Here is a 26495-nt window from a genome sequence, read left to right on the forward strand (position 1 = left end):
GGACATTTCAGCGGTCAGGGTACTTTATGTATTCTGACCGCTGATGTATAGAAAGGAGGCAGGCATATGAGCAGAGAGTTCAATATTGATTATGTTTTTAGCTTTATCCCGAAAATGCTGTCCTATTTGCACATCACCTTGTTTATTGTAGCAAGCTCGCTTGTGTTGGGACTGATCATTGGTCTGTTGGTTGCGCTGCCTCGCATGTATAACATTCCATTTCTCAAACGTGTTTCTCAGGTGTATGTTTCCTTTTTCCGTGGGACCCCGATTCTAATTCAATTGTTTCTGGTGTATTACGGCCTGCCAGAGCTACTAAAGCTGGTGGATATCAATTCCTCCAGATGGGATGTGTTGTGGTTTGCCGTAGCGACCTACGCGCTCAATAGTGGAGCATTTATTTCCGAAATTATCAGGTCTGGCGTAGGTGCTGTAGATCGGGGACAAATCGAGGCTGCACAGTCCGTCGGCATGTCAGGCTATCAAACTTTTACACGTATCATCTTGCCGCAAGCGTTGGCTGTAGTGGTTCCGGTATTTTCCAATCTGGTCATTGGCAATCTGAAGGATACTTCGCTGGCGTTTACGATCGGTGCGATGGAGATGACAGGAAAATCGCAAACATTGGGTTCGGCTACCCAGCATTTTGTGGAAACGTATATCGCGTTGTCCTTTATCTATCTAGTGATCAGTCTAATTGTACAAAAATTATTCAAGGTGCTGGAAAATACACTTCTCCGGCATGAGCATAGAGATTCAGTACAGAAAGAGCCCGCCAAACGAAAAGGTTTTGTGTTGCGTTACCTGAGAAGTCCTCGTCTGAGTAAAGGAGGTAAAGGCATATGAGTCTGGACTTTGGATTTGTATACACCGCCTTTTTAGGATTGTTCTCCGCGTTGCCCAACACTTTAATCATTACAGTGGTTTCCGTGCTGGCAGGGTTGGTCATTGGGATTATAACGGCGTTGGCACGAATTTATAACGTTCCTGTGCTGTCCCAGATCTCTCACGGTTACGTTACTTTTATCCGAGGTACACCGATGCTCATGCATCTGCTGCTTATTTATTTCAGTTTGCCTTTGTTGATTGATGCAGGAGCGAAGCATTTCGGATGGTCACTGCAATCCAAAGACGTTCCTTATATGGTATTTGCACTCATTTCGTTCTCCATTACCAGTGGCGCCTATATGTCTGAGGTCGTCCGTTCTGGAATCCAGTCGGTCAACAAGGGGCAGATTGAGGCGGCTTATGCGGTTGGTATGACGACATGGCAAGTATTAAGACGCATTGTATTTCCGCAGGCATTCGTGGTGAGTTTGCCGAACCTGACGAATTCTGTTATTGGGATGCTGCATGGTTCTACCTTGGCCTTCACCGTTTCGGTCACAGAAATACAGGCTCAGGCTGAAATTCTGGCATCCACAAACTGGAAATATTTAGAGGTGTATATTGCGGCAGCTCTGCTATTTTGGGGATTGACGGTATTGATTGAGCGAATATCCGGCTTGGTGGAGAAAAAAATCAATGTATTTAATGGAGGTCGAGCATCATGATCCGTCTGCAAAATATTACAAAGTCGTTCGGCAAACATGAAGTGCTCAAAGGCATTGATTTGACCGTGAACAAAGGCGAGGTCGTCGTTATTTTAGGACCAAGCGGTTCAGGAAAAACAACCTTGCTACGCTGCATTAATTATCTGGAAAAGCCGAATGACGGAGAAGTCAGCATTGGAGATTTTACCTTGAATTGCAAGCGACCTGCGAAGAAGGATGTTGTGGCCTTGCGTAAAAAGACGGCTATGGTCTTCCAGCAATATAATTTGTTCAAGCATAAAACCGCGCTGGAAAATGTCATGGAGGGACTTGTCGTTGTCCGCAAGTTTAAGCAGGAGGAAGCGAAAAAAATCAGTGTTGAAGTGCTGGAAAAGGTTGGCCTCGGCGAAAAACTGAATCATTATCCGAGCCAGCTATCCGGTGGGCAGCAGCAGCGTGTCGGCATAGCGCGTGCTTTGGCGCTGAACCCGGAAGTGATTTTATTCGACGAGCCGACTTCGGCGCTGGACCCTGAGCTGGTGGGTGAGGTGCTGTCAGTAATCCGTAAGATTGCGAAGGAAGGCATAACCATGATTGTCGTGACACATGAAATGGGCTTTGCGCGCGATGTTTCAAACCATGTGGTATTTATGGATGGCGGTCATATTATCGAGGAGGGCACACCAGACGCCATTTTTAACCACCCCCAAGAGGAGCGTACCCAACAATTCCTGAAACGAATTACACCAGAATATAACTATTCAATTTAGACGGGAGAGGGAGACATGAGCATTAAAATCGGAGTGTTGGATCAAAGCCCTATACACGAGGGTGAAACGGCGGCACAGGCCCTTCGTAACACGATTAAGCTGGCGCAGCGTGTAGAAGAATTGGGATTCACGCGCTTTTGGGTATCAGAGCATCATGATTCCGAGCAGGTTGCAGGCTCATCGCCAGAAGTACTCATTTCCCATCTGTTGGCACGCACCGAGCGTATTAGAGTCGGGTCTGGTGGGGTGATGCTTCAGCATTACAGCCCATATAAAGTGGCTGAAAACTTTAATGTGCTAGCCTCTCTTGCACCGGGTCGTGTAGATTTGGGCATCGGACGTGCGCCAGGCGGGTTGCCAAAATCCACACAGGCGTTACAACGCAACGTGCATGATGCACCTTCTCTCGAAGAGAAAATTGATGAAGTAAGTCGCTATATTCATAATATCCCGCCTGAAGAAGGACCGCTGGCCGGATTACAGGCGAATCCGATTCCGGAAACACCAGCAGAGATTTATGTTTTGGGTACAAGTACAGACAGTGCTGGAATTGCTGCGCGTTTGGGGTTACCCTATGTTTTTTCGCAATTTATTAATAGTAGTGAGCAGGTTGCACTGGATTCATTCCGTACGTATCGGGAGTCTTTCGATTACAGTTATGGACGTGAGCCGAAGGCACTTTTTGCGCTATCGGTTATTGTGGCAGACACTTCCGAAGAAGCAGCGGAGTTGGCAGGTGAGCAGAAGCTGTACAAGATTCACCTGGCCAGTGGCAAAACGGCTACGGTGGGTGCGCTGGAAAGTGCAGAGGAATTCGGTAAGCAATCGGGTGAAGAATATACAATTGAAGTTACACAAGCACAAATTAACAAAGGAAATAAAGATGAAATCTATGCTGTGCTGACGGAAATTCAAGCGAAGTATCAAGCAGATGAGCTGATTGTAACGACAGGCATACGGGATATCGACAAGCGTGTGCGCTCATTCGAGTTGTTGCATGAAGCTTTTGCCGGGTTGCCTGTGCAGTCCTAGATACTATTGACATAAGAAAGTTGTAACCAATATGGATTCACGAAGGAGGAGTAGGGATGAGTGGATCAACCGGGACGAAGGAGCAGGTTTTGGAGCAGAAGTTGGTAGAAATTCGCCGTCATCTGCACCGTTATCCCGAGCTGTCTAACGAGGAGGTTGAAACTACCGCCTATATTCGCCGCCTGCTCGAAGAACAGAATATAACTATTCTGGATGTGCCGCTGCGTACCGGATTGGTAGCGGAAATCGGCGGACAGCAGGACGGTCCAACTGTCGCGCTTCGTGCAGACATTGATGCACTGCCCATCCAGGAGGAGACGGGATTGCCTTATGCTTCGATATATCCTGGCAAGATGCATGCCTGCGGGCATGATTTTCATACGGCATCCCTGTTAGGTGCAGCCGTATTGCTGAAGCAGCGGGAGCAGAAGCTGAAGGGGACGGTTCGACTGGTGTTCCAGCCAGCCGAAGAGAAAGCCAAAGGCGCTGCCCAAGTGCTGGACAGCGGTGCGTTAGCAGGGGTGCAGGCCATTTTCGGCCTGCATAACAAGCCAGACCTGCCCGTAGGCACGGTCGGCATCAAAGAAGGTCCGCTAATGGCAGCGGCAGACGGATTTTACATCGAGGTGGAGGGTCTGAGCACACATGCGGCAGTGCCGCATGCAGGGATTGACCCCATCGTGGTATCGTCACATATCATTACGGCGCTGCAATCCATTGTGAGTCGGAGCGTTAACCCGCTCGATAGCGCGGTCATCAGTGTCACGAAGCTGCACAGCGGCAATGCCTGGAACATCATTCCAGACTGCGCTCATTTGGATGGAACAATCCGCACCTTTGATGAGAATGTTCGAGCTCAGGTGGCTGAACGCTTCGAGCAGATCGTCAAGGGCGTAGCTGATGCTTTTGGTACGAAAGCGAACATCCGCTGGATCGAGGGTCCGCCACCTGTGCTGAACGACAGTAAGTTGGCTGTGATCGCGGAGCAGGCGGCCGAAGCAGTCGGCCTGGAGGTCGTTCGCCCCATACCTTCCTCGGCAAGCGAGGACTTTGGGCTTTATCAGAAGTACATCCCTGGTGTGTTTGTCTTTGTCGGCACTGCGGGAAGCCAGGAATGGCATCATCCTTCCTTTGATTTGGACGAACGCGCACTGCCGGGAACAGCGAAGCTGCTGGCTTCACTGGCTGATTTGGCATTGAAATCCATAGAGTAGGAACCCGATCCTACTCTATGGAGCTGATCCCCTCTCTATTAAGAGGGGATCTTTTTGTTTGACGGTATATTATTCCAATGATAATATAAAATTGTTATTTAATTCAAAATTTAGAGTGGGTGTAGGTGAGAGAACAAACGTTGTCATTTTAAATGTGCTCGTAAAAATAACAGGTACGGAGGTTGAAAAAATGCCGAAGAAAAAAGGAATGATCATGGCTTCTTTTTCATTGGTAATGGCTGCTTCTTTACTGGTTGGCGGGGCTAATGTCGGTTTAGCAGCCTCAGATTTGGAAAGTACTTCGAATACAGAAACAATGAGTAATAGCTTGGCTGCCGCTGAACTACCTGCTAAATTTAAGCCTTCGGTAGAATGGGTTTGGAAGAATAGGATGGTCAAAGAAGGCTCAACCAACCGTAAAAACTTGATTTTTGATCAAATTTATGCAGGCAAAGGAACACTCAATTATGTAGTTCGCTGGCAATCCTCTAAAAATATCACTCTTCAGCAGCGTAAAGATATGGCTTCCATGCTAAGTCGCCAAATAAATAACTGGAATAAGCAGTTAAAAGGATATGATGGCTGGCCGTATGATCATATTACTGTAAAAATAGTTGGTTGGGCCGTTGCAAATCCGTCGCAGATTCTTAATAAACAATCTAATGAAATCGTTTACACAGATACGATTACCGATGACTTAAGTAAAACAGACCCCAATATTCCTGCTAAACTTCCGGTTGCTCCTAATGCACTATCGAGATTTGAACATTTTATGGACCCTAACTATACTTATCCGGGTGGACTGGACAAGCGGTTTGATATGTACTTATGGGGAACGTCTAATTTTCAGGGTGGAGCCGGTGGTGACTGGGGACAACGTATGCCTGATGATTATATCCTGAACACCTTGAATTGGGATGAAGTTCAGATTACTGAGCATGAGATGGGGCATGGATTCGGCTTGCCTGATTTCTATGAAGAGCACGAGCGTCCACCTGGCGGGTTCCCTGTGCCTACGATTATGTGGGCCGGAAATTCTCCTAAGATAACAGAGTGGGATACCTGGATGTTGCGTTATACCTGGAGCCAGATCAAGAAGGACACCTCTCGTTTTCCTACCCGATAAAAGATACGTAGAATAGAAATATAGGTATTCAAAGGTTGTCTCCTGCGATTCTTGGTGGGTGATAACCTTTTTTAGGATATTCGGATTTTATGGTGGAGAAGGGCTTATAGCTGATCCTTCTCCAATTTCTCGATCAAGGTGGAAAAATCGATTCCCAGCAAGATTATTTCTTCTGGCTCACGAACAACTCCAACAGGTGGCATATTAAGCATCGGGAAGTTTTCCTCCTGTAGATCGTAGCTATCAAACCGCCTCTGGTACTTAGGCTTACGTTGCTTTTTAAGTCCCTCTGTAAAGAGTATCTTGGCTCGTAGGGCTTCAAAAGAGTATCCCCTGCCTAAACGATTAATGACTCGAACAAGGCTGTTTAGAGATTCCGTATAAGCGTTTGTAATGCGATGGTCGAAGTAGGCGAATATTTCCTGTTCCCAGTTCTTCATAGCCTTTGTAAGTGGTTCAAAAGCGGATTGCAGTTCAGTTGGTATTTTAACTTTCCATTCGTGGTATTTAAGGAATGCCGTCTGTCTGCTATCACATTCCCAAATATCGAAATATGATTCCTTTAAGTCATAAGCAGTGCCGAGAGAAGGATGATTTTTTGTCCAAAGGTCAAGCGTAATCTTATCCATCTCTGTAAGCTCTATACGGCGTTTTAGGAGGATAAAACGGTCGTGCATCAGCCCGCGGCGCTCTCTTGGCGATAATCCGTCTCGGAGCTGCTTACGAATGGTTTCTAACGCTTGGTTTGCCATACGGACAACGTGAAACTTATCGACGATGATAAGAGCTTTTGGCAATATAGCCCTCACGGCGTCCTTATATGGCTGCCACATATCCATTGTGACGTATCGTATTTGTCCTCGATTTGGAAGGCGTGAGAGGTAGCCTACAACGGTTTCCTTGTTACGATTGGGCAAAACGTCTAACAAAGTATGTTCCTCAATGTTGGTTAAAACGCATCTTGGCTTAATAATGTGTATTTCGTCAATCCCAAGCCAATTAGGAGTTTCAAATCGAAGCGTTTCTTTAAGACGATTAATGTAATCACGAAAGATGTTACGTATCGTTTTTTCATGCAATCCAACATCCTCGGATATGCTGACAAATGTGCGTTTAAGGCTTTGCTTCTCTATATAAGACAATAATCGTTTGGTGCAGTTTCGCTTTTCGTCTATGGTGTGGTTTAAGTGTTCCCAAAAGGTTCGATTGCAGTCTCTACAGCGATACCTCTGACGCTTGATAAGAAGGCCTACACGCTTGCCGTGAATAGGCAAGTCCATGCAGATCTGTTCCCTGCTATCGTGTTTGTAGAGGTTGGCTATGCACCCACAATGAGGGCAAGCCAAAGGTGGAGAGTTCGTCACCACTTGTATTAGAAAATCAAATTCATTCTCACTAATACTTAGGATGTTGAATTTTGAAAGATTTAGAATATCCATATGAATTTCTTCTATGCATTTATGATGCAAGTTCCTTTTTTGTTTTTGCGTGACTGGTCAAAATACCGCTGAATATAAAGGATAACAACGAACCGGCAAAGCATATTGCCGCAAACATGCCTACGGCGGAAAAACCGTTAAAAGTCGCGTAAATCAGGCCTGCGATCCAAGAACCGAGCGTTGTCGCAGCGTACATGATTGAATTGGCCAAGCTGGAGATCGTGCCGCGGATGGTCGGATTTAATGAATTCAGCATTCCCAATATTAGGGGAAAAGCGATCCCCATGTTAACGAATATGAAAAAGTAAACACTTTCGAAAGCCGCAACCGACGGCAAGAGAGGCAAAAAAATAAAACATATGATAGAGACAAGAAAGCCTACAACCAGCGTATTGAAACGGTTTAACGTTTTGATCACATAGGCACCGCCGAAGCTCCCGACTATATTCCCAAGACCAAGAAAAAACATTACGTATCCCGCTTGATCAATTGAAAGGTGAAAGCGATCCGTCACCCATTTTCCAATGAAAGAAAAGGCAGCAAAGAATCCACATTGAAATAAGAAATGAGCGAGGAAAGCCTTTCTCGCCATTCGGCTATTCAATAGTGGGATGTATCTACTGAAAACCGGAGTCTTGGTTTTTTGGCCTTGATTTGGTTTCATTTTGGGCAAAGCATAGAAGATGAATACTGCTACCAATAATGCACATGCACCGATTGTAAAAAAAGGATAATACCAATGGGTTGAGGCAAGCAGACTTCCAATAGGGATGCCGAACGCTTGGGAAGCAGCCAAGCCTGCCATGACGATTCCTGATACTTTGGCGATTTTTGACGTTGGAAACAGAGCAGGGATCGAGGCCCAGACTTGAGGCGCCGTAAATGCTGCGCTGACTCCGGCTAAAAAACGGAAGAAGAACATTGACCAAAAACCTGTGGCAAAGCCGCATAACATGGTTGAAACCGAGAAGCATACCATGCCGGCAAGCATTACTTTTTTGCGGTCCCATCCATCGGAAAGCGGTCCAGCAATCAGTGCAAAAATGGCATAACCTAAAGCATAAGACCCCACCATCCAACCGGAATATTCAGTCGGGATATGAAACAAGCTCTGAAGAGTGGGGATGAGCGGAGAAATCAAAAACGTATCCGTACCGATAACAAACATGATGAGGAAAAATAAAGCAGTTAATTTGATCATTCTAATCACCCTTTTTAGTTAGTTCTATAGTTCAAAGATTATCGAACTAATGAATAAAAAAAAAGAATTTCTTTCTACAACGTATCCAGAAATCCAGGTAAGTAAGTTTGAAATGTCTCCAAATCGATGCTCATATACTTCGTTTGAGCTTCTTTTCGTACCTTGATCAATTTCGCCTCCTTTAAAGCACGCAAGTGATACGAAGTATTCGATTTCGTAGTATCGCGAATATGTCCTACTTCTCCACAATTCATTTCCTTCTTGCTGGCGTATAGAGCTCGTATGATGTCCAATCTTGTTTCATCGGCTAACGCCTTAAATATTTTGACTCTGAGCTCGTCATTTATTACTTTTTGAGTAGTCATAAAACCATTGTACTAAGATATCGCTACAAATCAAGTCTTTAGAAAAATACCACCATATTCTCCGATTTTTAAGGCAAATGTTTTGATTTTGTTTCCACCATAAAATCCGAATACCCTTTGTTTGTTTTATAGATAAACAGTTTGACTCTAACGGATCTGGCTTTGGCCTTGCATCAGTAATGTGCTAAATTCTCGTATGAATGAATCACTAAGAATGAACGGATGTACGATAGTATGTATAATGGACATCAGATATGAAAGAAAAGAGGACAGAAAGCGATGAGTCACAACGTGAATGCTCCTTACGATGTACATGTAGCATACGGACCGGTGTTTGAACTGCTCAGCAGCTTACACACTTTTATTTGCCGCAAGGCTTACAAAAAAACTGATTTATCATCCGGGTGGGCGGAACAAGTGCGTGGAACGCTGTCTCCAAGTCTGTCCGCGTTACTGGAGTCCATGGAAATCAATACAGATTGGAAGGTTATTTATGGATTTGTCTGTATGCTTTCTGATCAGGGGGGCATTGAAGAGGTCGTAGACCGCTTGGAAAGCCAGACTTTACCGGAATTAAAACAACAGGCATCAGCCTATGGGATTCCGCTGTCTGACGACATGGAGAACCTCCGTAAACTTGCTTTACAACTGCTATCCGGCTGGAACGAGGAGTATTTTAGTCACATGGATACAAGGATTCTCAGCGACCTGAAACTGGAAGCTGAACGCAGAAAGCGGGAGAAGAACGTATATAGCTCTATGGAGTGGGTGGATCGTATAACTAATGGATTCCGATTCGAGCCTTCCGCAGGACTAACGCAGGTGTTGCTGGTACCGCAATATCATTTTCAGCCGATGAATATTATTTATCAATTTGGCTCACTTTTGTTATGTCATTATTCAGCAGGAGTATATGTCCAGGAAGATGATTTTTTATCACCACAAGAATATCGTATGATTCGAAGTTTGGGGGAGAAGAGCAGGCTCAAGATTTTAAAATATTTGTACCAGAGCCAATCTCCGCGAACCTTTATTGAGATTGTACGTCATCTCCAGCTATCCAAGGGAATCACACACGATCATATATTTAAGCTCCGTGCCGCTGGCTTCATTCATGCACATTTTGATGGCGAAACATTGCTCGGCTACAGTGCACGGCTTGCAGCTGTGGATGAGATGCAAGGGAGTATCCTTGGCTACATGGAGCGAATATAGAATTATTTGTTTGCCAAGATCATCGGGAAGTTTGATCGTTTTTGATTATGCAGACGATTCATTATATCCATGCTGTAAAAAATATATAGTAATCAGTAAGAGACTGCCTCTCAATCTACTATTAGGGATTGAGAGGTTTTATTTATATTTGTACATGAATTCGGATCGATGTTTATGAGCAGATTTTTTATATAAAAAAATGCAGTTCTCCCTTTACAGAACCCCAATAAATTCCTATAATGAGGTTTATCTTCTTAATCACAACTTGTTCTATCGGAATTTAATAATTTAACTCGGGGGGATTATGTTGAAAAAAGGTATTATTTTACTTAGCAGTCTGCTTCTAGCGAGTTCTACCTTGCTGGCAGCTTGCTCTAACGGTGGATCGGATAGCACCAACAATACTACTGCCCAAAATAATGGGGACACACAGACAACTGCTATAGCGCAGCCATTAACAAGTCTGGTAAAGGCTTCTGATATGTCCAAATTGCCGGAAGTGTCTAAAAAAAGAAACGACACCATTATTGTCGGCCTGACTGACCCGGCCGGGGTATTCACTCCGTATTTTAATCAAAGCGGCTATGACGGCAACGTCATTTCGCAGTTATGGACTCCGCTGGTGACCGTAGACGAAAAAGGGCTTCCACTGCCCAATCTAGCGAAGAGTTGGGATATTTCCAAGGATAATCTGACGTATACGTTTCACTTGGTTCCCGGTACCCAATTCAGCGATGGCTCGCCTTTGACAGCAGAGGATGTCGCTTTTACCTGGACGTTGATCTATGACAAAGCTTATCCTGGCGACAGCCAAATTCGGAAGCTGAACATTAAAGGCGGTAGAGCCTACAGGGAAGGCAAGGCAAAGCAAATTGATGGAATTAAGGTAATCGATCCACAGACTATTTCAGTAACATTGGAAAAGCCGAACGCGCTGGCTCTAACCATTCTCGGTGAATATGTGCTGTCCAAAGCTTACTACGGCAAGGATTATAAGTTCGGACAGCTGGATTATTTTAAAAATCTGCATGGTAGCCCATTGGGGAATGGGGCATATAAGCTTGAAAAATTCATTCCCGGGCAAGAAGTTCGTCTGGAGGCGAATGATCACTTTTTTAAAGGCAAGCCGAAAACGAAACACTTCATTTATAAGACAGCGGAAGGTGATGCATGGCAATTCATCGAAACAGGTGATACCGATTTTGCTTCCTTTACCGCAACGCAGGAAAATATCGACAAGCTGAAAGGGCTTGGCTTTTTGAATATTCTTCCATATACCCCGAGCACCTACGGATATTTGCAACTCAATCTGGAAAATGAAAAGCTGAAGGATAAAAAGGTTCGTCAAGCATTGACCTATGGATTGGATCGCAAAAGCATTTATGTTGATGCAGCACAGGGAGCAGGGGCGGTCGCCAACATTCCGGCTTCTCCTATATTCTGGTCATACACGACCGATGGGATCAATCCATACAACTACGACCCGGAGCAAGCAAAAAAGCTGCTGGATGAAGCAGGCTGGGTAGAAGGCAGTGACGGCATCCGTGAGAAAAACGGTCAAAAGCTGACCATTCACTTGCTGACCTCTAAACGTCCGGAAACAGATACGTTTATTGCGCTTGCGGCTGAGAACTATAAAGCGATTGGTGTTGACCTGCAACCGGAAATCTTCGCAGATTTTAATGCGATGGTCGCTAAAGTAGAAGGCAAAGATTATGATCTCGCGGCCTTCTCGACAGCCATGCTGACAGACCCATCGGATGGAATTGAGCCATTCGTCAATGGTGAAATCAAGGGATATAACAATCCGAAGCTCAAAGAGCTCTATGAAAAAGGCTTGGCTACGACGAATATAGAAGAACGCAAGAAAATATATAAAGAATTATATGTGCTGCTAAATGATGAACTCCCTGTTATTTTCACCAACTACAAGAAGACAGTATATGCTTACAATGGTCGGATGGAACATGTAAAGGTCAGCCCATTCATTGGCTTGTCTGGTAATCTGTTCGAATGGTCCCTTAAATAAGCCACCTTTGCAGGCCCCTTGTGAAGAACGCCAGGTTCGGATCAAGGGGTCTCCCAAATGGAGGATGCGTAATGGGTAGCCCGACCATGAATTGAAAGGAGTCTGTCATGAGCTCGTTTTTAACGAAAAGACTGTCGTATATGATTATTATTTTGTTGGCCGCTTCAATGATGATTTTTTTCCTGTATGCCATGACACCGGGAGATTTCATTAGCGGTAATCTGAAGCTATCGCCAGAGAGAAAGGCGGAGCTCAGGGAAATTTACGGGTTGAATAAGCCTATTCTTGAACGCTACGGAAACTGGCTAGGCAACGCGCTGCATGGTAATTTCGGCTATTCGCTCGCCCAACAGAAACCAGTGCTGACCTTGTTTAATGAATATATCTGGAACTCGTTCTTGTTAGCCATTGTATCGACTTTCCTGACCTGGCTGATTGCGGTCATTATTGGTGTAGTAGCTGCTTACAAGCAGTATTCATGGTTCGATACGTTGGTCATGGTGTTAATTTTTGCCGCGATGTCTGTTCCATCTTTTTTTATTGGACTATATCTAATCAAAATTGCGGCGGTCGATCTGAAGTGGCTGCCACCGGGCAGCATGCTTAATACGGGCAGTAACGCTACAGGCTTGGAGTATGTGAAGGAGGTTCTCCAGCACATGACCTTGCCGGTGATCGTAATGACACTGCTGGGATTGGGTTCGCTGACCCGCTACTTCCGCAGCAATATGATCGACGTGATCCAGCAGGACTATGTCCGCACAGCCCGTGCAAAGGGCTTAAAGGAAAGAAAGGTGCTTTTTACACACGCATTGAGAAATGCATTATTGCCTGCGATTACGCTCGTTGGCTTTGAATTGCCTGCGCTGTTTGGCGGATCTCTGATTATTGAAAAGATTTTTAACTGGCCCGGGATCGGTCAGTTGTACATGCAATCCTTTTCGCTTCGGGATTATCCGCTGCTTATGGGCTTTACGATGTTAATTGCCATATTGAGCGTGATCGGGACGCTGTTATCCGATATTTTGTATCGCATTGCTGACCCGCGTGTGAAAGTGTAGTAAGGGGGCTAAGGAATGTCATCCGTGAGCAGTAATTTGAGCACGAGCAACAGCAGACTGCGCACAACTGCCAAATCTTCAATGTGGCAGCAAGCGCTCCGGCAGCTGTTCAGAAACAAGCTTGCTATGGCTGGACTACTCGTCGTGGTATTTATGTTTTTGCTCTGTTTTATCGGTCCGTTATTTTCTCCTTATTCCGATAACAAAACGAACATATTAATAATGAACAAAGCGCCGAATATCCATCACTGGCTAGGAACAGACAAGCTGGGACGGGATGTGCTGACACGTGTGATGCAGGCAGGTCAAATTTCTCTTACTGTGGGTTTGGCTTCTATGGTGTTGTCTGTTTTTTTAGGAGCAACGCTAGGGGTTATATCCGCCTATTTTCGCGGAATTGCGGATCAAATCATTATGCGCATTGCCGATTTGCTGCTGACTATACCCAGTTTACCATTGCTATTTATTATGGGGGCGCTGTTATCTGACTGGAAGGTTCCGCCTGATCAACGGATGTATATCGTCATGTTGATGCTGAGTCTAGTCAACTGGCCGGGGATTGCACGGATGGTGAGAGGTCAGATGCTTAGTTTACGGGAACGTGAATTTATGCAAGCCGCGACGGTGCTAGGACTATCGAATCGCCGAAAGCTCTTTAAGCATCTGCTGCCGAATATTTTGCCGTTGCTGATCGTTATCGCTACATTGAATATTGGCGGAGCTATCTTGAGTGAATCTGTACTTAGCTTCTTTGGTCTTGGGGTGCTGCCCACGACACCGACTTGGGGCAATATGATTGATGCTGCCAACAATGTATTGGATTTTCAGCAACGACCTTGGTTGTGGATACCGCCAGGCCTGTCTATTTTTGCTACAGTCATCGCTATTAATATTTTTGGTGACGGGCTGCGGGATGTACTCGACCCGAAACATAAGAGGTAGGTGATCATGCACCATGGACAATTTACTTTCTATTGAACATTTAAGCACTCATTTTTATACAGAAGAAGGAACGGTCAAAGCGGTGGATGATATCAGCTTTCGCGTGAAGCCGGGGGAGACGGTATGCATTGTGGGTGAATCGGGCTGCGGCAAAAGTATTACCGCCATGTCGATCATGGGCCTGATTCAGAGTCCCGGTGGTAAAGTGGCAGGTGGAAGTATCCGTTTTGAGGAAACCGATCTGCTAGAGCTTAGTAGAAATGAGATGCGCACGATTCGCGGACATGAAATCTCCATGATTTTTCAGGAGCCGATGTCTTCATTAAATCCGGTTATGACCATTGGTGAACAACTGTCGGAGCCACTGATTGAGCACTTAAAGATGGGCCGAAAGCAAGCTCGCAAGCGGGCACTGGAGTTGGTTGAACAGGTCGGTATATCCCGACCGGAGCAGATATTAAAAAGCTATCCCGATGAACTGAGCGGAGGGATGCTGCAGCGCATTATGATTGCCATTGCTGTTTCTTGCGGTCCAAAGCTGCTTATTGCGGATGAGCCGACCACGGCACTGGATGTAACAATTCAGGCACAGATTCTCGACATGCTGCGTGAATTTAAAGCCCAGTCCAATATGTCGCTTATGCTGATCACCCATGATTTGGGTGTTGTTGCGGAGATGGCAGATTATGTAATTGTGATGTATGCGGGCAAGATCGTCGAGGAAGGCGAAGTGGTGCAGCTATTCAATCACCCCAAGCATCCCTATACACAAGGCTTGCTCAAGTCCAAACCGGTGCTTAATCAGCGCCAAAAGGAGCTGTATTCCATCCCTGGGCAGGTGCCTAATCCGCTAGAGCTGACGACGTCCTGTTATTTTCATGACCGCTGTGGGCATTGTATGGACATTTGTCGTATAAAGGAGCCTACATTAAAAGAAGTTGCAGCTCAGCAGAAAGCATCCTGCTGGTTGTATGAGGAGGCGGTTGTTCATGGCTGAGCCGTTGCTGGAAATAGACCGTTTAAAAACGTACTTCCCGGTGAAGTCGGGGTTTATGAACCGTACTTCAGGACATGTGCGGGCAGTAGACGATATAAGCTTTACGATCCGTCAGGGTGAAACCTTTGGCCTGGTGGGGGAATCGGGGAGCGGTAAAAGCACGGTGGGCCGCACGATTGTTAGATTGACGGATAAAACAGATGGTACCGTCAAATACAAAGGGGTGGATCTCCACAGCTTGTCAGCCAAAGGGATGCAGGAATTTCGTCCCAAAATTCAGCTGATCTTTCAAGACCCGTACAGCTCGCTGAATCCGCGTGTACGAATCGGAGATGCCATTGGTGAGGCGCTGCTCGACCACGGTATAGCTACCAAAGAAGAGGTCCGGCAGATCGTGCTGGACGTGCTCAAGCTGTGCGGATTGTCGGAATATCATATCGACCGTTTCCCACATGAATTTTCAGGAGGTCAACGTCAACGGATCGGCATTGCCCGCGCGTTGGCGCTCCAACCGGATCTGATCATCGCTGATGAGCCGGTGTCAGCGCTGGATGTGTCCATCCAGGCACAGATTATTAACCTCTTTGCTAAATTGCAGGCCGAGCGGGGGCTGACATATTTGTTCATCTCTCACGATTTAAGTGTAGTTGAACATTTATGTTCCCGTATTGGCGTGATGTACCTAGGCTCTATGGTCGAAACAGCTTCGCGTGACGAGCTATTCGGCAATCCGCTGCATCCGTATACGAAGGCGTTGCTGTCGGCTGTGCCTATTCCGGTGCCGAAGCTGAAAAGAGAACGTATTTTGCTAAAGGGGGATATTCCAAGTCCGGTGAATCCGCCTTCGGGCTGCAAGTTTCATACTCGCTGCCCCTTTGCAATCGACCGTTGCTCTCAAGAGATTCCACGCTATCGTGAAGCTCGTCCAGATCACTGGGTGGCTTGCCATTTGGCTGAATGAACGAAGTTAAGTCAGCAAGTTTTGCAGCCGTTGACACAGCAGAACGTTCACCGCAATAAAAAGGTTCTGCTAGATCAACGGCTTTTTGCTTTGAGGAATCCGTAGCTACGATCTTCCGTTTCGTGAGAGTCATGGGGAATCTTTACGATGGAATATATTATCATGAGTATTGATTCTCCTCAGTTGGTTAGGTAGAATATGGACGGGTTAAAAATAATACATAACAAGCGATTACATAATGTGGATATGTCAGATTATGTATACCTCAGGAGGAGCTACAAGATGGAAGTGAAACAGAGAGAGGACTCCTTTTGGAGTATGGTCAAAAAAGGAAATAAATCTTCAGGCTCGGCGGCATTGGGTAATACTGGCATTGCCCTGATTAAGGGGATTGCTTTTGCCTTGACAGGCAGCGGCTCTATGTTTGCTACGATGATGCATTCCATTGCGGATGCGGTGAACCAAATGTTTGTATTTGCGGGCAGTGTATTGGCAGAGAAAAAACCTACGAAACGTTTTCCTACCGGCTTCGGACGGGTAATTAATCTTTTTTGTATGGTTGCCGTTATTGTCGTAACGATTATGGCCTACGAAACTGTATTGGAAGGAGTTCATTTGCTGCAGCATCCGGCCGAATCCGCACAAGGATTTTGGATTAATGTAGTGGTGCTGGTTTTGTCATTGGTGGTTGACGGATTTGTATGGAGCAAAGCGATGAAAGAAGTGCTGCATGAATCCAGAGTGGAAGCGAAGGGGCTAGGTATTTTTACCTCTGCCTTTCGTCATGTGGGACGTGCTGCGCCACCAACCCGCTTGGTGTTCTATGAGGATTTGGTAGCAACGACAGGCGGGGTACTTGCCCTGCTTGCTGTAGTTGTCACATCGCTGACAGATTTTAAGCTGCTGGACGGGATTTCGAGTATTCTCATCGGCTGTCTGATGGTCGGTGTAGCTTTCCGGGTCGGTTATGACAACATGGTGGGCTTGATTGGTGTATCTGCACCTCCTGATATCGAAGAACGTGTGGCTTCCATTATTTTGGCAGATACACATGTGACCGATATTTCTCAAATGCGTATTTTGCAGGAGGGACGTTACTATCACGTCGAAGGGGTGATCGAGCTTACTTCGGGCATGACGCTGGCAGATGCTGATGATATTAAATTTAGAGTCGAGGATGCTCTGCTGCGTGATCCTAATATTTCAGATGCCGCATTGGGGATTCTAGAGGATGACGGGATTAGAAACTGGAAACAAGAGAAGCCTAAAGCGTAGAAAAATGGACCAAAGCGAATCTGGACGGAACTCAAGAACGTAAATAAGAACCTTCATGACCACGACAACGTGGCGTGGAGGTTTTTTTATATTTTTCCAATTATATTCTTACCCCCCTTTGAATTTAGGCAGATTGTTAGATACAATGAAAGCGTTAACAAAAAAAGAAAGTGAAACGAATGCTTCTCATGGGGAGGAAATGCGAATGAGTCTTCTGAAGGAGGCTTGGCCTGCTTCGCGGCTCGTCAACGCGCTGGCTGGCGGAGTGCAGAATTCGGCAAGACAACGGTTAAGGAGCAATTGGACCCAAAGGCTGCGGGCAACTGTCGATGAACCGGCATACGCCGAGCTTTGGAAGGACATCGAACGTATCTGCAATGATGTTCGGGAAGCACCACGGCTTGAACTACCGTTGTCTCTGTTCCAGCAATTTGCTAATACAGGGGAGCGCAAGCCGTATGAGGATGTATACTTTGAACGGCGCGGACGACTGGTTGCTATCGTGCTGGCAGCAGTTGCCGATCCGGAGCATCGGAAGATGAGAGAGGTGGAAAGCGGACTGCTGGACATATGCACCGAGTACACTTGGGCGCTTCCTGCACATGTCAACGAAGAGGACACTGTAACACCGCCTTGGCAGCAGGTGGATTTATTCGCATCAGAAACAGCGCAAATGCTGGTTGAAATTTTATTGCTACTTGGAGAACGACTGGCTGATCACGTAGTCGTTCAGGTACACAAAGAGGTTGAACGCCGTGTACTGGAACCTGTGTTTTGGCAGCCTCACCATTTTGAGTGGGAAACGGCAGAGCATAACTGGTCGGCAGTATGCGCTTCAGGTTGCGGAATTGCTGCATTGCTGCTGGCAAAAGACGACTTTTCCAGAGCGGTAGCCATCGAGCGTATGCTGGGTGCACTGGATTGTTTTTTGGCAGGCTACAGAGAGGACGGGGGATGTCCCGAAGGCGTAGGTTACTGGGTGTATGGCTTTGGGTATTTTATATATTTTGCCGATATGCTGCGTGAGTTTACCGAGGGAGCTGTGGATATTTTGAACTCAGAAAAGGTAAGACAAATCGCAGCCTTTGCAGAACGAGTCCATCTGTCAGACGGTATTTTCGCTAATTATTCAGATAGTAGTGAAACTGAACGGTTGCCTTCTGGACTCATCTCTCATGTGAATTTTTTGCAAGGACGCCCATCTACACTCCCCTTTCGGGTACCTGGTTTGTTGGAAGATCCGTGTCGCCGCTGGGCTCATGTATTGCGTAACCTAGTCTGGACCAATCCCTTGGTATATGGATGCGGTGAAGCCGTAATCGATTATTTGCCGCAACTCGGCTGGTTGATGTGCCGCAGCCTCTGCTCTAGTCATCATGGATCTGGGGGACAGCAGGATAACCCAGGTGCCGCACTTGCATTTTCAGCCAAGGCTGGGCATAACAATGAGCCGCACAATCATAATGATCTTGGACACTTCATCCTTCATGGCGGTGGCGAAAATCTACTCTGTGATCTAGGAGCAGGCTTGTACACGAAGGCCTATTTTTCACCAGGACGGGAGTCGATTATCAACATTTCCTCCAGCGGTCATTCCGTGCCTATCATTAATGGAGTCACGCAGCAATCCGGAGCAAAGGCAAGGGCGGTTGTGCTGGATATTGCTATGGATGAGCAGGAGGGAGCACAGACAGTTACAAGCTTTAAGCTCGATTTGACATCTGCTTATGCTGTAGATGAATTGGTTGTTTTCACTCGCTCCTTTGCCTGGAGTGTGCCGGAGGGTAACGAGGGAGCAAGGCTTACTGTCACAGATCATTTTGAGTTTGAGACGTCTGGTATGAACGTGAAGCCGTGGGAGGTGGAGGAGCTTTTGATCAGCCGTATTCAGCCTCATACAGGAGTAGGCTTCGTGGAATGGAAGGGAACGAACGCAGTGGTTAGGCTAGATTATGATGCTGGCGTGCTGAGACAGCGGCTGGAGGCTGTGAAGCATATAGATCATGACGGAGTGGCTTTTGTGTTTTATAAGACATCACTGCAACTAGACTCTAATCGCTGGAACGGTTCAGCAAGCATCGATTGCAATCTGTTTTTTACCATACATCAATCTTCATGTTGAATGGGAGGCATACAGAATGAATAAGCTTCAAACAGGCAGCGTGTACCCTTGGCAGACGGAACTGGAGAGATTTATAGAACAGGTGGAAAGCGCACCAAATCGAGAAAATGATGGATGGACTCACGAACGTAAGCTGGATGTGCTGGAAAAGCTGGTTCGCGCATATGCCTCGTATCAAGATGAAAACGGAGCTATCATTGATCCTCATTCTGAAAGTGAACGGTATTACTCCACTCCATCCTATGCGTTGGCTGCGGCTGTGCTGGTCAAAGAAGGCCGGCATGATTTACTTGAGTCTGCTGCTGCGGCCTTGACGCATAGCATAGCCTGTGTAGTCGAGGAAAAAGCACCAGATCATCACCCGGACTTTTTTCCAATTATGATGATGGGGGCGTATCGTATCCTTAAAAATCTGCTGCCAGAGCAGGCCACGGCTTGGAAACAGCAATTGAGCAGGATTCAGCCTGAGCAGACCTACATTTTTACGATGAGCAAAATGAAAAATCCAAACCGGATGATCAACTGGAATGCGATCATGATTTCCGGCGAGTTTTTGCGTGCCACTGAAGGGATTGCAGCCGATTCTGAGTGGATGGAGACGTATATCCGCAACTACCACTTACCTCGCTTTACCAGTTTGGGGCTGTACCAAGATGGTCCGCTGGATCGGCCCAATAGCCCATTCGCCTACGATATTGTCACACGGTTTCATCTAGGTGTGATGCTGGAGAACGGATATAATGGCGGCTGTGCTCTCGAAGTGCGTGACTACCTTCGCAGGGGAGCACTCAGCTCATTGCTGACTTTATCCCCGCATGGGGAAATTCCTCCGCGTGGAAGAAGCGCGCAACACCAATGGAACGAAGCGGCTGCGGCCTTTGTTTTTACAACACATGCGCAGCAGGCGTATACAGCAGGCGAGTATGGGCTTGCAGGTGCATTTCGGCGGGCAGCAGATCTATGCTGGCAATCGATTGGCCGTTGGCAGACCGATGATGGCAAACTGCATATCGTCCGCAACCATTATTCATCTGAGGCACGCCATGGCTTTGAGGTGTACTCGAATCATACCTGCTACAGTCTGTGGACGGCAGCTGTGCTGGCCCATACGCTCCTACATGGGAAGGAGATTGATTGTATTCCTCCAACCTCTATCCCGGCGGAGATCGGCAGTCGGGTATTGGCAACGGATGGCTGGTTTCAGACCGTCATTGCAGCTGTAGACGGGCAGCAAATGTTTGTGCAAACCTCAATCAACGATCCGTACAATATTCCGGGTATCGTACGTATTCAACGTTCTGCGTTGCCATCTCTGATCGGCCCATCCTCAGCAGGACACGCAGATCGCGGCTTTACGGGTTTCGCGGAGGGAGATATTTTCCCGCTGAGCTATACACCCGCCTGGCAAACCGAAGACGGAAAGTGGCACAGCTTGTCAGAAGGAATCCCTGGCACATTGGAGTTCGACCGTGATGGAGGGATTGATCCGCAGGATGGCGGAGGAAACGTACAGATGGAGCGCAGTTCAGCATCTGATGGAGAGACAGACTTTACTCTGCTGTGGGAAGGTCCATTCCCGGGAGTGAGGGAAATCCGAACGCATTATCGTCAGGTGCCTGGCAAAATTGAAGTGTCGTATGAGCTTCAAGGCAATATTCAGAATGTAGGGGCACTTATTCCATTGATGGCGTATGACGGTCGGGAACGAAGTGTGATTCATCATGTGATGACAGCCGGGAAAGAAACTGAAAGCATTCGAGTCGAATACGCAGGCGCAAGCCTTGAAGTCATCCCCACGACGGAAGGAACAAACGTGGTATGGCCGGAAGAATTGACTGCCGTAGCCTGCCGAAATGGTTTGCTTAAGGGAGCGCGTCTGGAGTGTGGAGGCAGCCGCATTTCCTTTATCATTCGGTTACCTGAATAGATTAGGTCGGGAGCCATAGTTATCTTCAATCCTGTGGAAAGGGAGAGGAAAAAGAAATGACAAAATCAGAAGCATGGCTGGAACAATCGTGGGAGCTGGCACTGAATAAAACGCTTGCCTTGGCGGCAAGACTGGGGGACGCCTTTCCACATGTTGCAGAGGGTGGACGTTATGATAATTGTGAGGAAGCGTGGTGGACAGCAGGCTTTTATCCGGGACTGCTATGGCTGGCCCATCGGGCACGTCCTGACAGTGAGACCGCTAAAATTGCACAACGCTGCGAGGCTCGATTGGAAAAAATACTTTATAATAGCGAAGCTGTAGACCATGATCTCGGCTTTATTTGGCTGCTCAGCGGTGTGGCCGCCCATCGGTTGACTGGTGATGCAGAGTCCAGAAGACGGGGGTTATTGGCTGCTAATTTGCTGGCTGCTCGTTTTAACGTGAATGGCCGCTTTATTCGCGCGTGGAACTTCCACTCGAAGGATATGGATACACGGGGTGTTGCGATCATAGACAGTATGATGAATTTACCCTTGCTCTATTGGGCCTCGGAGGAAAGTGGAGATCCACGCTTTGCTGCTCTCGCTGTTCAGCATGCAGATACCGTGGCACGTGAGTTCGTTCGTTCGGACGGCTCCATCGCGCATGTAATTGAGTTCGATCCGGAGATTGGAAAAAAGGTCGCCGAGCATGGCGGACAGGGATTTGCTCCCGGTTCCGCCTGGGCACGCGGCACGTCTTGGGCGCTGTACGGTTTTACGCTTTCGTACGGGTACACGCGCGATCCGCGTTATTTAAAGGTAGCCGAGAACACGGCTGACTTTTTCCTGTCCCAACTGGGCGATGCTTGCCTGCCTGTGTGGGACTTTAGAGCAGAAGAAGGGCACCGCGAAGCATGGGATTCGTCAGCTGCAGCCATTGCAGCTAGCGGTTTGCTGGAACTAGCAAAATATTCGGCACGTGCAGAGCAATTTACCAAAGCTGCAGAATCCATCCTCAAGGGCTTGCATCACACAGGTACGGCATGGTGCCAAGAACATGAGGGATTGCTGATGAACGGAACCGTACATTATCCTGAGCAAAGACACATCAATGTGCCCATTATCTACGGCGATTACTTCTTTGTCGAAGCATTGGCAAAGCTGCGTGGTGAGGAAGGTTTGTTTAGTGTGGAGGCAAAAAACATAGTGCGTTAGATGGTCGGGAACAAGCTCATTCGAGTTGAGTTGTTGCTTGTCAAATCCACAGAATAAATAGTGTGGCGGCGTATGTGTAATCTCATTTACACATACGTTGTTTTTTTATCCGTGAAAAAGGCTGATTCTAATTCGATGCCAAAGTACTACGTATAGGTAGATAAGAGACTGTGGCGCGCTTATTTCGTGCCCACTCAGAGTAAAATTACGGTGTATAAGCGCTTAAATCCTAAAAGAATGTTCATTTTAATGCATGAAAATAGGTCCTTTTACTTGTATATGATGTTTCTTCTTAAATTGACAAATTAGGGAAGTGAGCCTATGATATCTCTTTGGGTAAAGGAATAAAATGGATTTTAACGAATGCAAAGGAGTTATATCATTATGACAGTGACAAGTGATAGTGTGAGAAAGATTTACGGAGGATTTTGGGTGAGAACGGCAGCGTTTATCATTGATCTGATCATTCTCTTTGCCATAGTCCTTTTAGTTGGGGGGACATTTTCCATAATTCCAGTTCTTCTGGATATAGAGGAGACGGGTTTCATACTAGAATTTTTTATTTGGATGCCGCTGATTCTTTGGCTTGTGCTACCATGGCTATATTGTGGTTTTTTGGAATCATCGAAAGTACAGGCTACGCCGGGGAAGCTTGTGTTTTCTCTAGTTGTAGTTAACAGCAAAGGAAACCGTCTAGGATTCTTACACGCATCCGGACGGTACTGGATTAAAGTCATTTCTTTTATGCTTGTTCATATTATTTACATTGTGGTTGCTTTTACTGCGAAAAAACAAGGAGTCCACGATTTATGTGCCAAAACCTTAGTTGTAAATAAAAAAGAGTTGCAGCGACATGAGCAGCAATCATCCTTGCCTCCAGCAGCTTCTAACATCATAAATTAAGGAAATTAACGTTGCGGAAGATGGAAGGGTACTTCCTTCATTTATCGGGGATGAACTTTTTATTCTGTCGGATCAGAGTCAAGAAACAATTGCAACAACCCAGAAACCTGATGAATAGTGAAGTGTGGAAAACGATTCCTGCCGTTCAGAATAAACGGGTATATACGCTCGACAGTTCGTGGAATTTTGATGATGCCATTACGAGAGAGCGATTGCTGTAACAAATTCCAGATTTGATGAAGCAAAAGTAAACAAGGAACCAGCCAGCGCCTGAAAGCATTCGCTGGTTTCTTTGTTTTCTCATTATGTCATGAAAAAATTCCATTGTGACAAAATAAAAAATGTAAGTTATTCTTACAGTTTACATGTTCTTTTTAGCTTGTTTTGCGTTATAATGAAAGGATGCACATTATGAACGAATTGGAGGCACAGCCCGATTGACTACTTACCCTTTTGCCTTTGATCCGTCCAAGCCGTTTATTGAGCAGGCAAGTGACTGGATTGCAGATGTATTTTATGAAGTTTTGCCTGAAGTCGGCTTTGAGGTTCGGGATGAACAAATTTATATGGCATTCCAGCTAGAACGTGCCTATAAGGAAAAAAAGACCATTTTTGCAGAAGCAGGTGTAGGCACTGGTAAAACGCTGGTATACCTGCTGTACGCTATTGCATATGCCCGATACATGAGAAAACCGGCGATTATTGCCTGTGCGGATGAATCATTGATTGAACAACTGGTGAAGCCAGAAGGAGATATCGCCAAGCTGGCGCGGCATCTAAGCTTGACAATTGATGCCCGATTAGGGAAATCGCCAGATCAATATATTTGCTTGAACAAGCTGGATGAGGTGAGAAGCGGACTGGATGAGGACGCGGATGTTTTTCGCGATATTTATCAGGGTCTGCCTGATTTTGTCCATTTTCCAGATACGTTACAGTCCTTTACTCCATACGGGAACCGGAAAGAGTATCCTGAGCTAACAGATGGACAGTGGAGCAGACTTGGATGGGATGTATTTCAAGACTGTCTCGTCTGTCATCAGCGTCATCGTTGCGGACAGACGTTGTCTCGTGATCATTACCGCAAAGCGGCAGATCTGGTCATCTGCTCCCATGACTTTTACATGGAGCATGTATGGACCTATGAAGCGCGAAAGCGCGAGGGTCAGCTGCCATTGCTGCCGGAGCACAGCTCTGTTGTTTTTGATGAAGGACATTTGCTGGAGACAGCGGCACAAAATGCGCTTACTTACAAGCTTAAGCACACTCAATTTGAGTCTATTATTACCCGACTGCTAGAGGGAGAAGTGCGGGAATCTCTGGCCATGACGATCGAAGATGCAATCTCCCAAAGCGAGGTTTTGTTTGCTGCGCTCAATAAGAGCAGTCAGCCAGTACAAGGGTCTAACCGCAAGGAGTTTATCCTGAATGAATCGTTGATTCGGGAGGTGAACCGTTTTGGTGAACTGATCGGTACGATCGAGGAAGAGCTTGTGTTTGAAAGCGGGTTATTCTCTTTGGATGAGTATCAAGTCAAAATTGTAGAAGAACATTTGGAAATGATTCAAACTGCTTTGGCTTTGTTTAAGCGTCCTGAACTTCTCATTTCGTGGGTGACAGAGGATCAGGATGGATTAACGCTTGTGGTTATGCCGAAGATGGTAAAAGAGATTCTCAAAGAACGAGTATTTGCGCAGCATATTCCAATCGTATTCTCTTCGGCTACACTTTCCGTGGAGGGTTCATTTGACTATATGGCGCAGAGCCTCGGTATTGAAAACCCGCTAACGTTTTCCGTCGCTTCACCTTATGACTACAGCGATCAGATGCAAGCCGCACTGTACCCGCTACAAGCGGGACATAATCCAATCCAGAGGGCGCTGATGCTGCTGGAGAAATCGCAGGGAAGAGCGCTTATTCTGTTTCCTTCTCAGGAGGAACTGACTGCCTTCCAAAGGGGTCTCTCTGCTTACCCAGAGGCATCTGCCTATCGTTTTCTGTATGAAGGCTCGGCTGAAATTAGCCATCTGATCTCCGCTTTTCAGAATGATGAGGAAAGTGTGTTGTGCGCTGTTACATTATGGGAAGGATTGGACATCCCTGGACCATCCCTGTCACATGTCATCATCTGGTCGCTGCCATTTCCTCCGAATGATCCGGTTTTTACGGCTCTGCGCAAGGATGCAGCAGATCCGTTTACTGAGATAGATATGCCTCACATGGCACTTAGACTCAGACAGGGCATAGGGCGTCTAATCCGCTCGCGTAATGATCAGGGCTGGATCTCGATCATGGGTCAGGATTTGAATCGTCCAGAAGTACGCACACAAGTTGAACAACTACTGCCTGCTGGCGTAGAATGCACCATAATTGAAGGAAATCCGGAGGGAATAAAAACATGTTGAATTTTACAGCATACACAGTAGATCAAATTAAAGATGCTTTTGGTATTTTGAGTGGACAGCGTTATGAATTTATCATTGAGGTAGAGGTAGAGGAAGACGACGAGCTATACACTGAAAACGGAATATATATCCGTGCTCTTTATTTAGTAGACGAGGAAAAGACAGGACTGCTGAAGTATGAATTGTTTGAAAAAGCAACGGATCGTTACATTGAGCTTGAACTTGAAGAGGATGAGCTGCAAGCAGTTGAAAACTTCTGTAAAGAACATGTACAGGATGGAGCAGTAAATTAACAGTAAGGACACTTTGCTAGCACAGCTAGATATATATTGCAATCTATAATGAGGATATCAAGGAGCCTTTGCATGATCGGGCTCCTTTTTTCTATGACCAGTGAAGAAACTTATGTGATCTAACGCAGTCTGTCCCACACATTCACCATAAACAGCATAATACCCGCCGCGAGTAACACCCACCCTATGACGACCCACACCCTAGCCTCTGCAATCGCGTAATTTTTACCTATGATACCCAATATCAACACTGGCAGACTGATGTTATGTATCCAAAAGTGGATACGTGCCAGAATCGTAACTGAAAGTGCAGGAAAGGTCACATAGATCAGACCTATGATCCCAAGAGTCGTCCAACCCAGCAAATGGATATGAGACTGAATAGGGGACAGGCTATAATCACCCGACACGCCAATGATTAGACTGAACAGCACACCGAGGGCAAAATATACAGCAGCTATCTTTAAACATTGCTTACCCATAGATG

General features: G+C 46.3%; 24 protein-coding genes. 20 read left to right on the forward strand and 4 right to left on the reverse strand.

Annotated features, from left to right (window positions below; genetic code table 11):
• Nucleotides 1–66: 66 nt before the first annotated feature.
• From PPM_RS10915 to PPM_RS10940, 6 genes are all read left to right on the forward strand, one after another.
• The gene (locus PPM_RS10915; protein WP_013370900.1) at nt 67–846 is read left to right on the forward strand and encodes an amino acid ABC transporter permease; all 780 of its coding nucleotides are present in this window, start codon (nt 67–69) and stop codon (nt 844–846) included.
• The gene (locus PPM_RS10920; protein ID WP_013370901.1) at nt 843–1553 is read left to right on the forward strand and encodes an amino acid ABC transporter permease; all 711 of its coding nucleotides are present in this window, start codon (nt 843–845) and stop codon (nt 1551–1553) included. Before PPM_RS10915 ends, PPM_RS10920 begins: the two co-directional genes overlap by 4 nt.
• A complete protein-coding gene (locus PPM_RS10925; protein WP_013370902.1) occupies nt 1550–2302 on the forward strand; it encodes an amino acid ABC transporter ATP-binding protein in 753 nt (250 codons plus the stop codon). The genes PPM_RS10920 and PPM_RS10925 overlap by 4 nt, the downstream gene beginning before the upstream one ends.
• 15 nt (nt 2303–2317) lie before the next feature.
• Entirely contained in the window at nt 2318–3334 is a 1017-nt protein-coding gene (locus tag PPM_RS10930) for an LLM class flavin-dependent oxidoreductase (RefSeq protein ID WP_013370903.1), read from the forward strand.
• Between the two features lie 56 nt (nt 3335–3390).
• Nucleotides 3391–4548, forward strand: a complete 1158-nt coding sequence (locus PPM_RS10935; RefSeq protein ID WP_014599696.1) for an amidohydrolase — start codon at nt 3391–3393, stop codon at nt 4546–4548.
• 190 nt (nt 4549–4738) lie between these two features.
• Complete coding sequence (locus PPM_RS10940; RefSeq protein ID WP_043921441.1) at nt 4739–5674, forward strand: dockerin; 936 nt, start codon at nt 4739–4741, stop codon at nt 5672–5674.
• A 104-nt stretch (nt 5675–5778) separates the two neighbouring features.
• On the opposite strand, the gene PPM_RS10945 is transcribed toward PPM_RS10940, so the two are convergent.
• The 3 genes from PPM_RS10945 to PPM_RS10955 form a co-directional block, all read right to left on the reverse strand.
• Complete coding sequence (locus PPM_RS10945) at nt 5779–7113, reverse strand: ISL3 family transposase (protein WP_043921403.1); 1335 nt, start codon at nt 7111–7113, stop codon at nt 5779–5781.
• Nucleotides 7114–7132: 19 nt separating this feature from the next.
• Entirely contained in the window at nt 7133–8314 is a 1182-nt protein-coding gene (locus tag PPM_RS10950) for an MFS transporter (protein ID WP_014599699.1), read from the reverse strand.
• Nucleotides 8315–8388: 74 nt separating this feature from the next.
• The gene (locus tag PPM_RS10955) at nt 8389–8679 is read right to left on the reverse strand and encodes an ArsR/SmtB family transcription factor (protein ID WP_014599700.1); all 291 of its coding nucleotides are present in this window, start codon (nt 8677–8679) and stop codon (nt 8389–8391) included.
• 279 nt (nt 8680–8958) lie between these two features.
• Between PPM_RS10955 and PPM_RS10960 the strand changes: the two genes are divergently transcribed.
• From PPM_RS10960 to PPM_RS11020, 14 genes are all read left to right on the forward strand, one after another.
• Nucleotides 8959–9894 (forward strand): ArsR family transcriptional regulator, encoded by a 936-nt coding sequence (locus PPM_RS10960; RefSeq protein WP_013370909.1) that lies wholly within the window; start codon nt 8959–8961, stop codon nt 9892–9894.
• Between the two features lie 304 nt (nt 9895–10198).
• Nucleotides 10199–11923 carry an ABC transporter substrate-binding protein gene (locus tag PPM_RS10965; protein ID WP_013370910.1) on the forward strand — a complete coding sequence of 575 codons (1725 nt, stop codon included), beginning with the start codon at nt 10199–10201 and terminating at the stop codon, nt 11921–11923.
• 107 nt (nt 11924–12030) lie between these two features.
• Nucleotides 12031–12984, forward strand: a complete 954-nt coding sequence (locus tag PPM_RS10970; RefSeq protein WP_013370911.1) for an ABC transporter permease — start codon at nt 12031–12033, stop codon at nt 12982–12984.
• Between the two features lie 15 nt (nt 12985–12999).
• A complete protein-coding gene (gene opp4C / locus PPM_RS10975; RefSeq protein ID WP_013370912.1) occupies nt 13000–13926 on the forward strand; it encodes an oligopeptide ABC transporter permease in 927 nt (308 codons plus the stop codon).
• 13 nt (nt 13927–13939) lie between these two features.
• The gene (locus PPM_RS10980) at nt 13940–14923 is read left to right on the forward strand and encodes an ABC transporter ATP-binding protein (RefSeq protein ID WP_013370913.1); all 984 of its coding nucleotides are present in this window, start codon (nt 13940–13942) and stop codon (nt 14921–14923) included.
• Nucleotides 14916–15884, forward strand: coding sequence for an ABC transporter ATP-binding protein (locus PPM_RS10985; RefSeq protein ID WP_013370914.1), 969 nt, complete (start codon nt 14916–14918; stop codon nt 15882–15884). Before PPM_RS10980 ends, PPM_RS10985 begins: the two co-directional genes overlap by 8 nt.
• Nucleotides 15885–16166: 282 nt before the next feature.
• Nucleotides 16167–17159, forward strand: coding sequence for a cation diffusion facilitator family transporter (locus tag PPM_RS10990; protein ID WP_013370915.1), 993 nt, complete (start codon nt 16167–16169; stop codon nt 17157–17159).
• Nucleotides 17160–17364: 205 nt separating this feature from the next.
• Complete coding sequence (locus tag PPM_RS10995; protein WP_014599701.1) at nt 17365–19281, forward strand: heparinase II/III domain-containing protein; 1917 nt, start codon at nt 17365–17367, stop codon at nt 19279–19281.
• 16 nt (nt 19282–19297) lie between these two features.
• Nucleotides 19298–21208, forward strand: a complete 1911-nt coding sequence (locus PPM_RS11000) for a hypothetical protein (protein WP_013370917.1) — start codon at nt 19298–19300, stop codon at nt 21206–21208.
• A 56-nt stretch (nt 21209–21264) separates the two neighbouring features.
• Nucleotides 21265–22407 (forward strand): glycoside hydrolase family 88 protein, encoded by a 1143-nt coding sequence (locus PPM_RS11005; RefSeq protein WP_013370918.1) that lies wholly within the window; start codon nt 21265–21267, stop codon nt 22405–22407.
• A gap of 384 nt (nt 22408–22791) precedes the next feature.
• Nucleotides 22792–23310 carry an RDD family protein gene (locus tag PPM_RS11010; RefSeq protein ID WP_013370919.1) on the forward strand — a complete coding sequence of 173 codons (519 nt, stop codon included), beginning with the start codon at nt 22792–22794 and terminating at the stop codon, nt 23308–23310.
• A 20-nt stretch (nt 23311–23330) separates the two neighbouring features.
• Nucleotides 23331–23531: a hypothetical protein gene (locus PPM_RS29040; protein WP_228392925.1), complete on the forward strand. Its 201-nt coding sequence runs from the start codon at nt 23331–23333 to the stop codon at nt 23529–23531.
• Between the two features lie 216 nt (nt 23532–23747).
• Nucleotides 23748–25715 carry an ATP-dependent DNA helicase gene (locus tag PPM_RS11015; RefSeq protein WP_013370921.1) on the forward strand — a complete coding sequence of 656 codons (1968 nt, stop codon included), beginning with the start codon at nt 23748–23750 and terminating at the stop codon, nt 25713–25715.
• A complete protein-coding gene (locus PPM_RS11020) occupies nt 25709–26008 on the forward strand; it encodes a DUF6509 family protein (RefSeq protein ID WP_013370922.1) in 300 nt (99 codons plus the stop codon). The genes PPM_RS11015 and PPM_RS11020 overlap by 7 nt, the downstream gene beginning before the upstream one ends.
• A gap of 119 nt (nt 26009–26127) precedes the next feature.
• On the opposite strand, the gene PPM_RS11025 is transcribed toward PPM_RS11020, so the two are convergent.
• Nucleotides 26128–26490, reverse strand: coding sequence for a hypothetical protein (locus PPM_RS11025; protein WP_013370923.1), 363 nt, complete (start codon nt 26488–26490; stop codon nt 26128–26130).
• Nucleotides 26491–26495 lie beyond the last annotated feature (5 nt).

The sequence above is a fragment of the Paenibacillus polymyxa M1 genome (assembly GCF_000237325.1).
GTDB lineage: Bacteria > Bacillota > Bacilli > Paenibacillales > Paenibacillaceae > Paenibacillus > Paenibacillus polymyxa_C.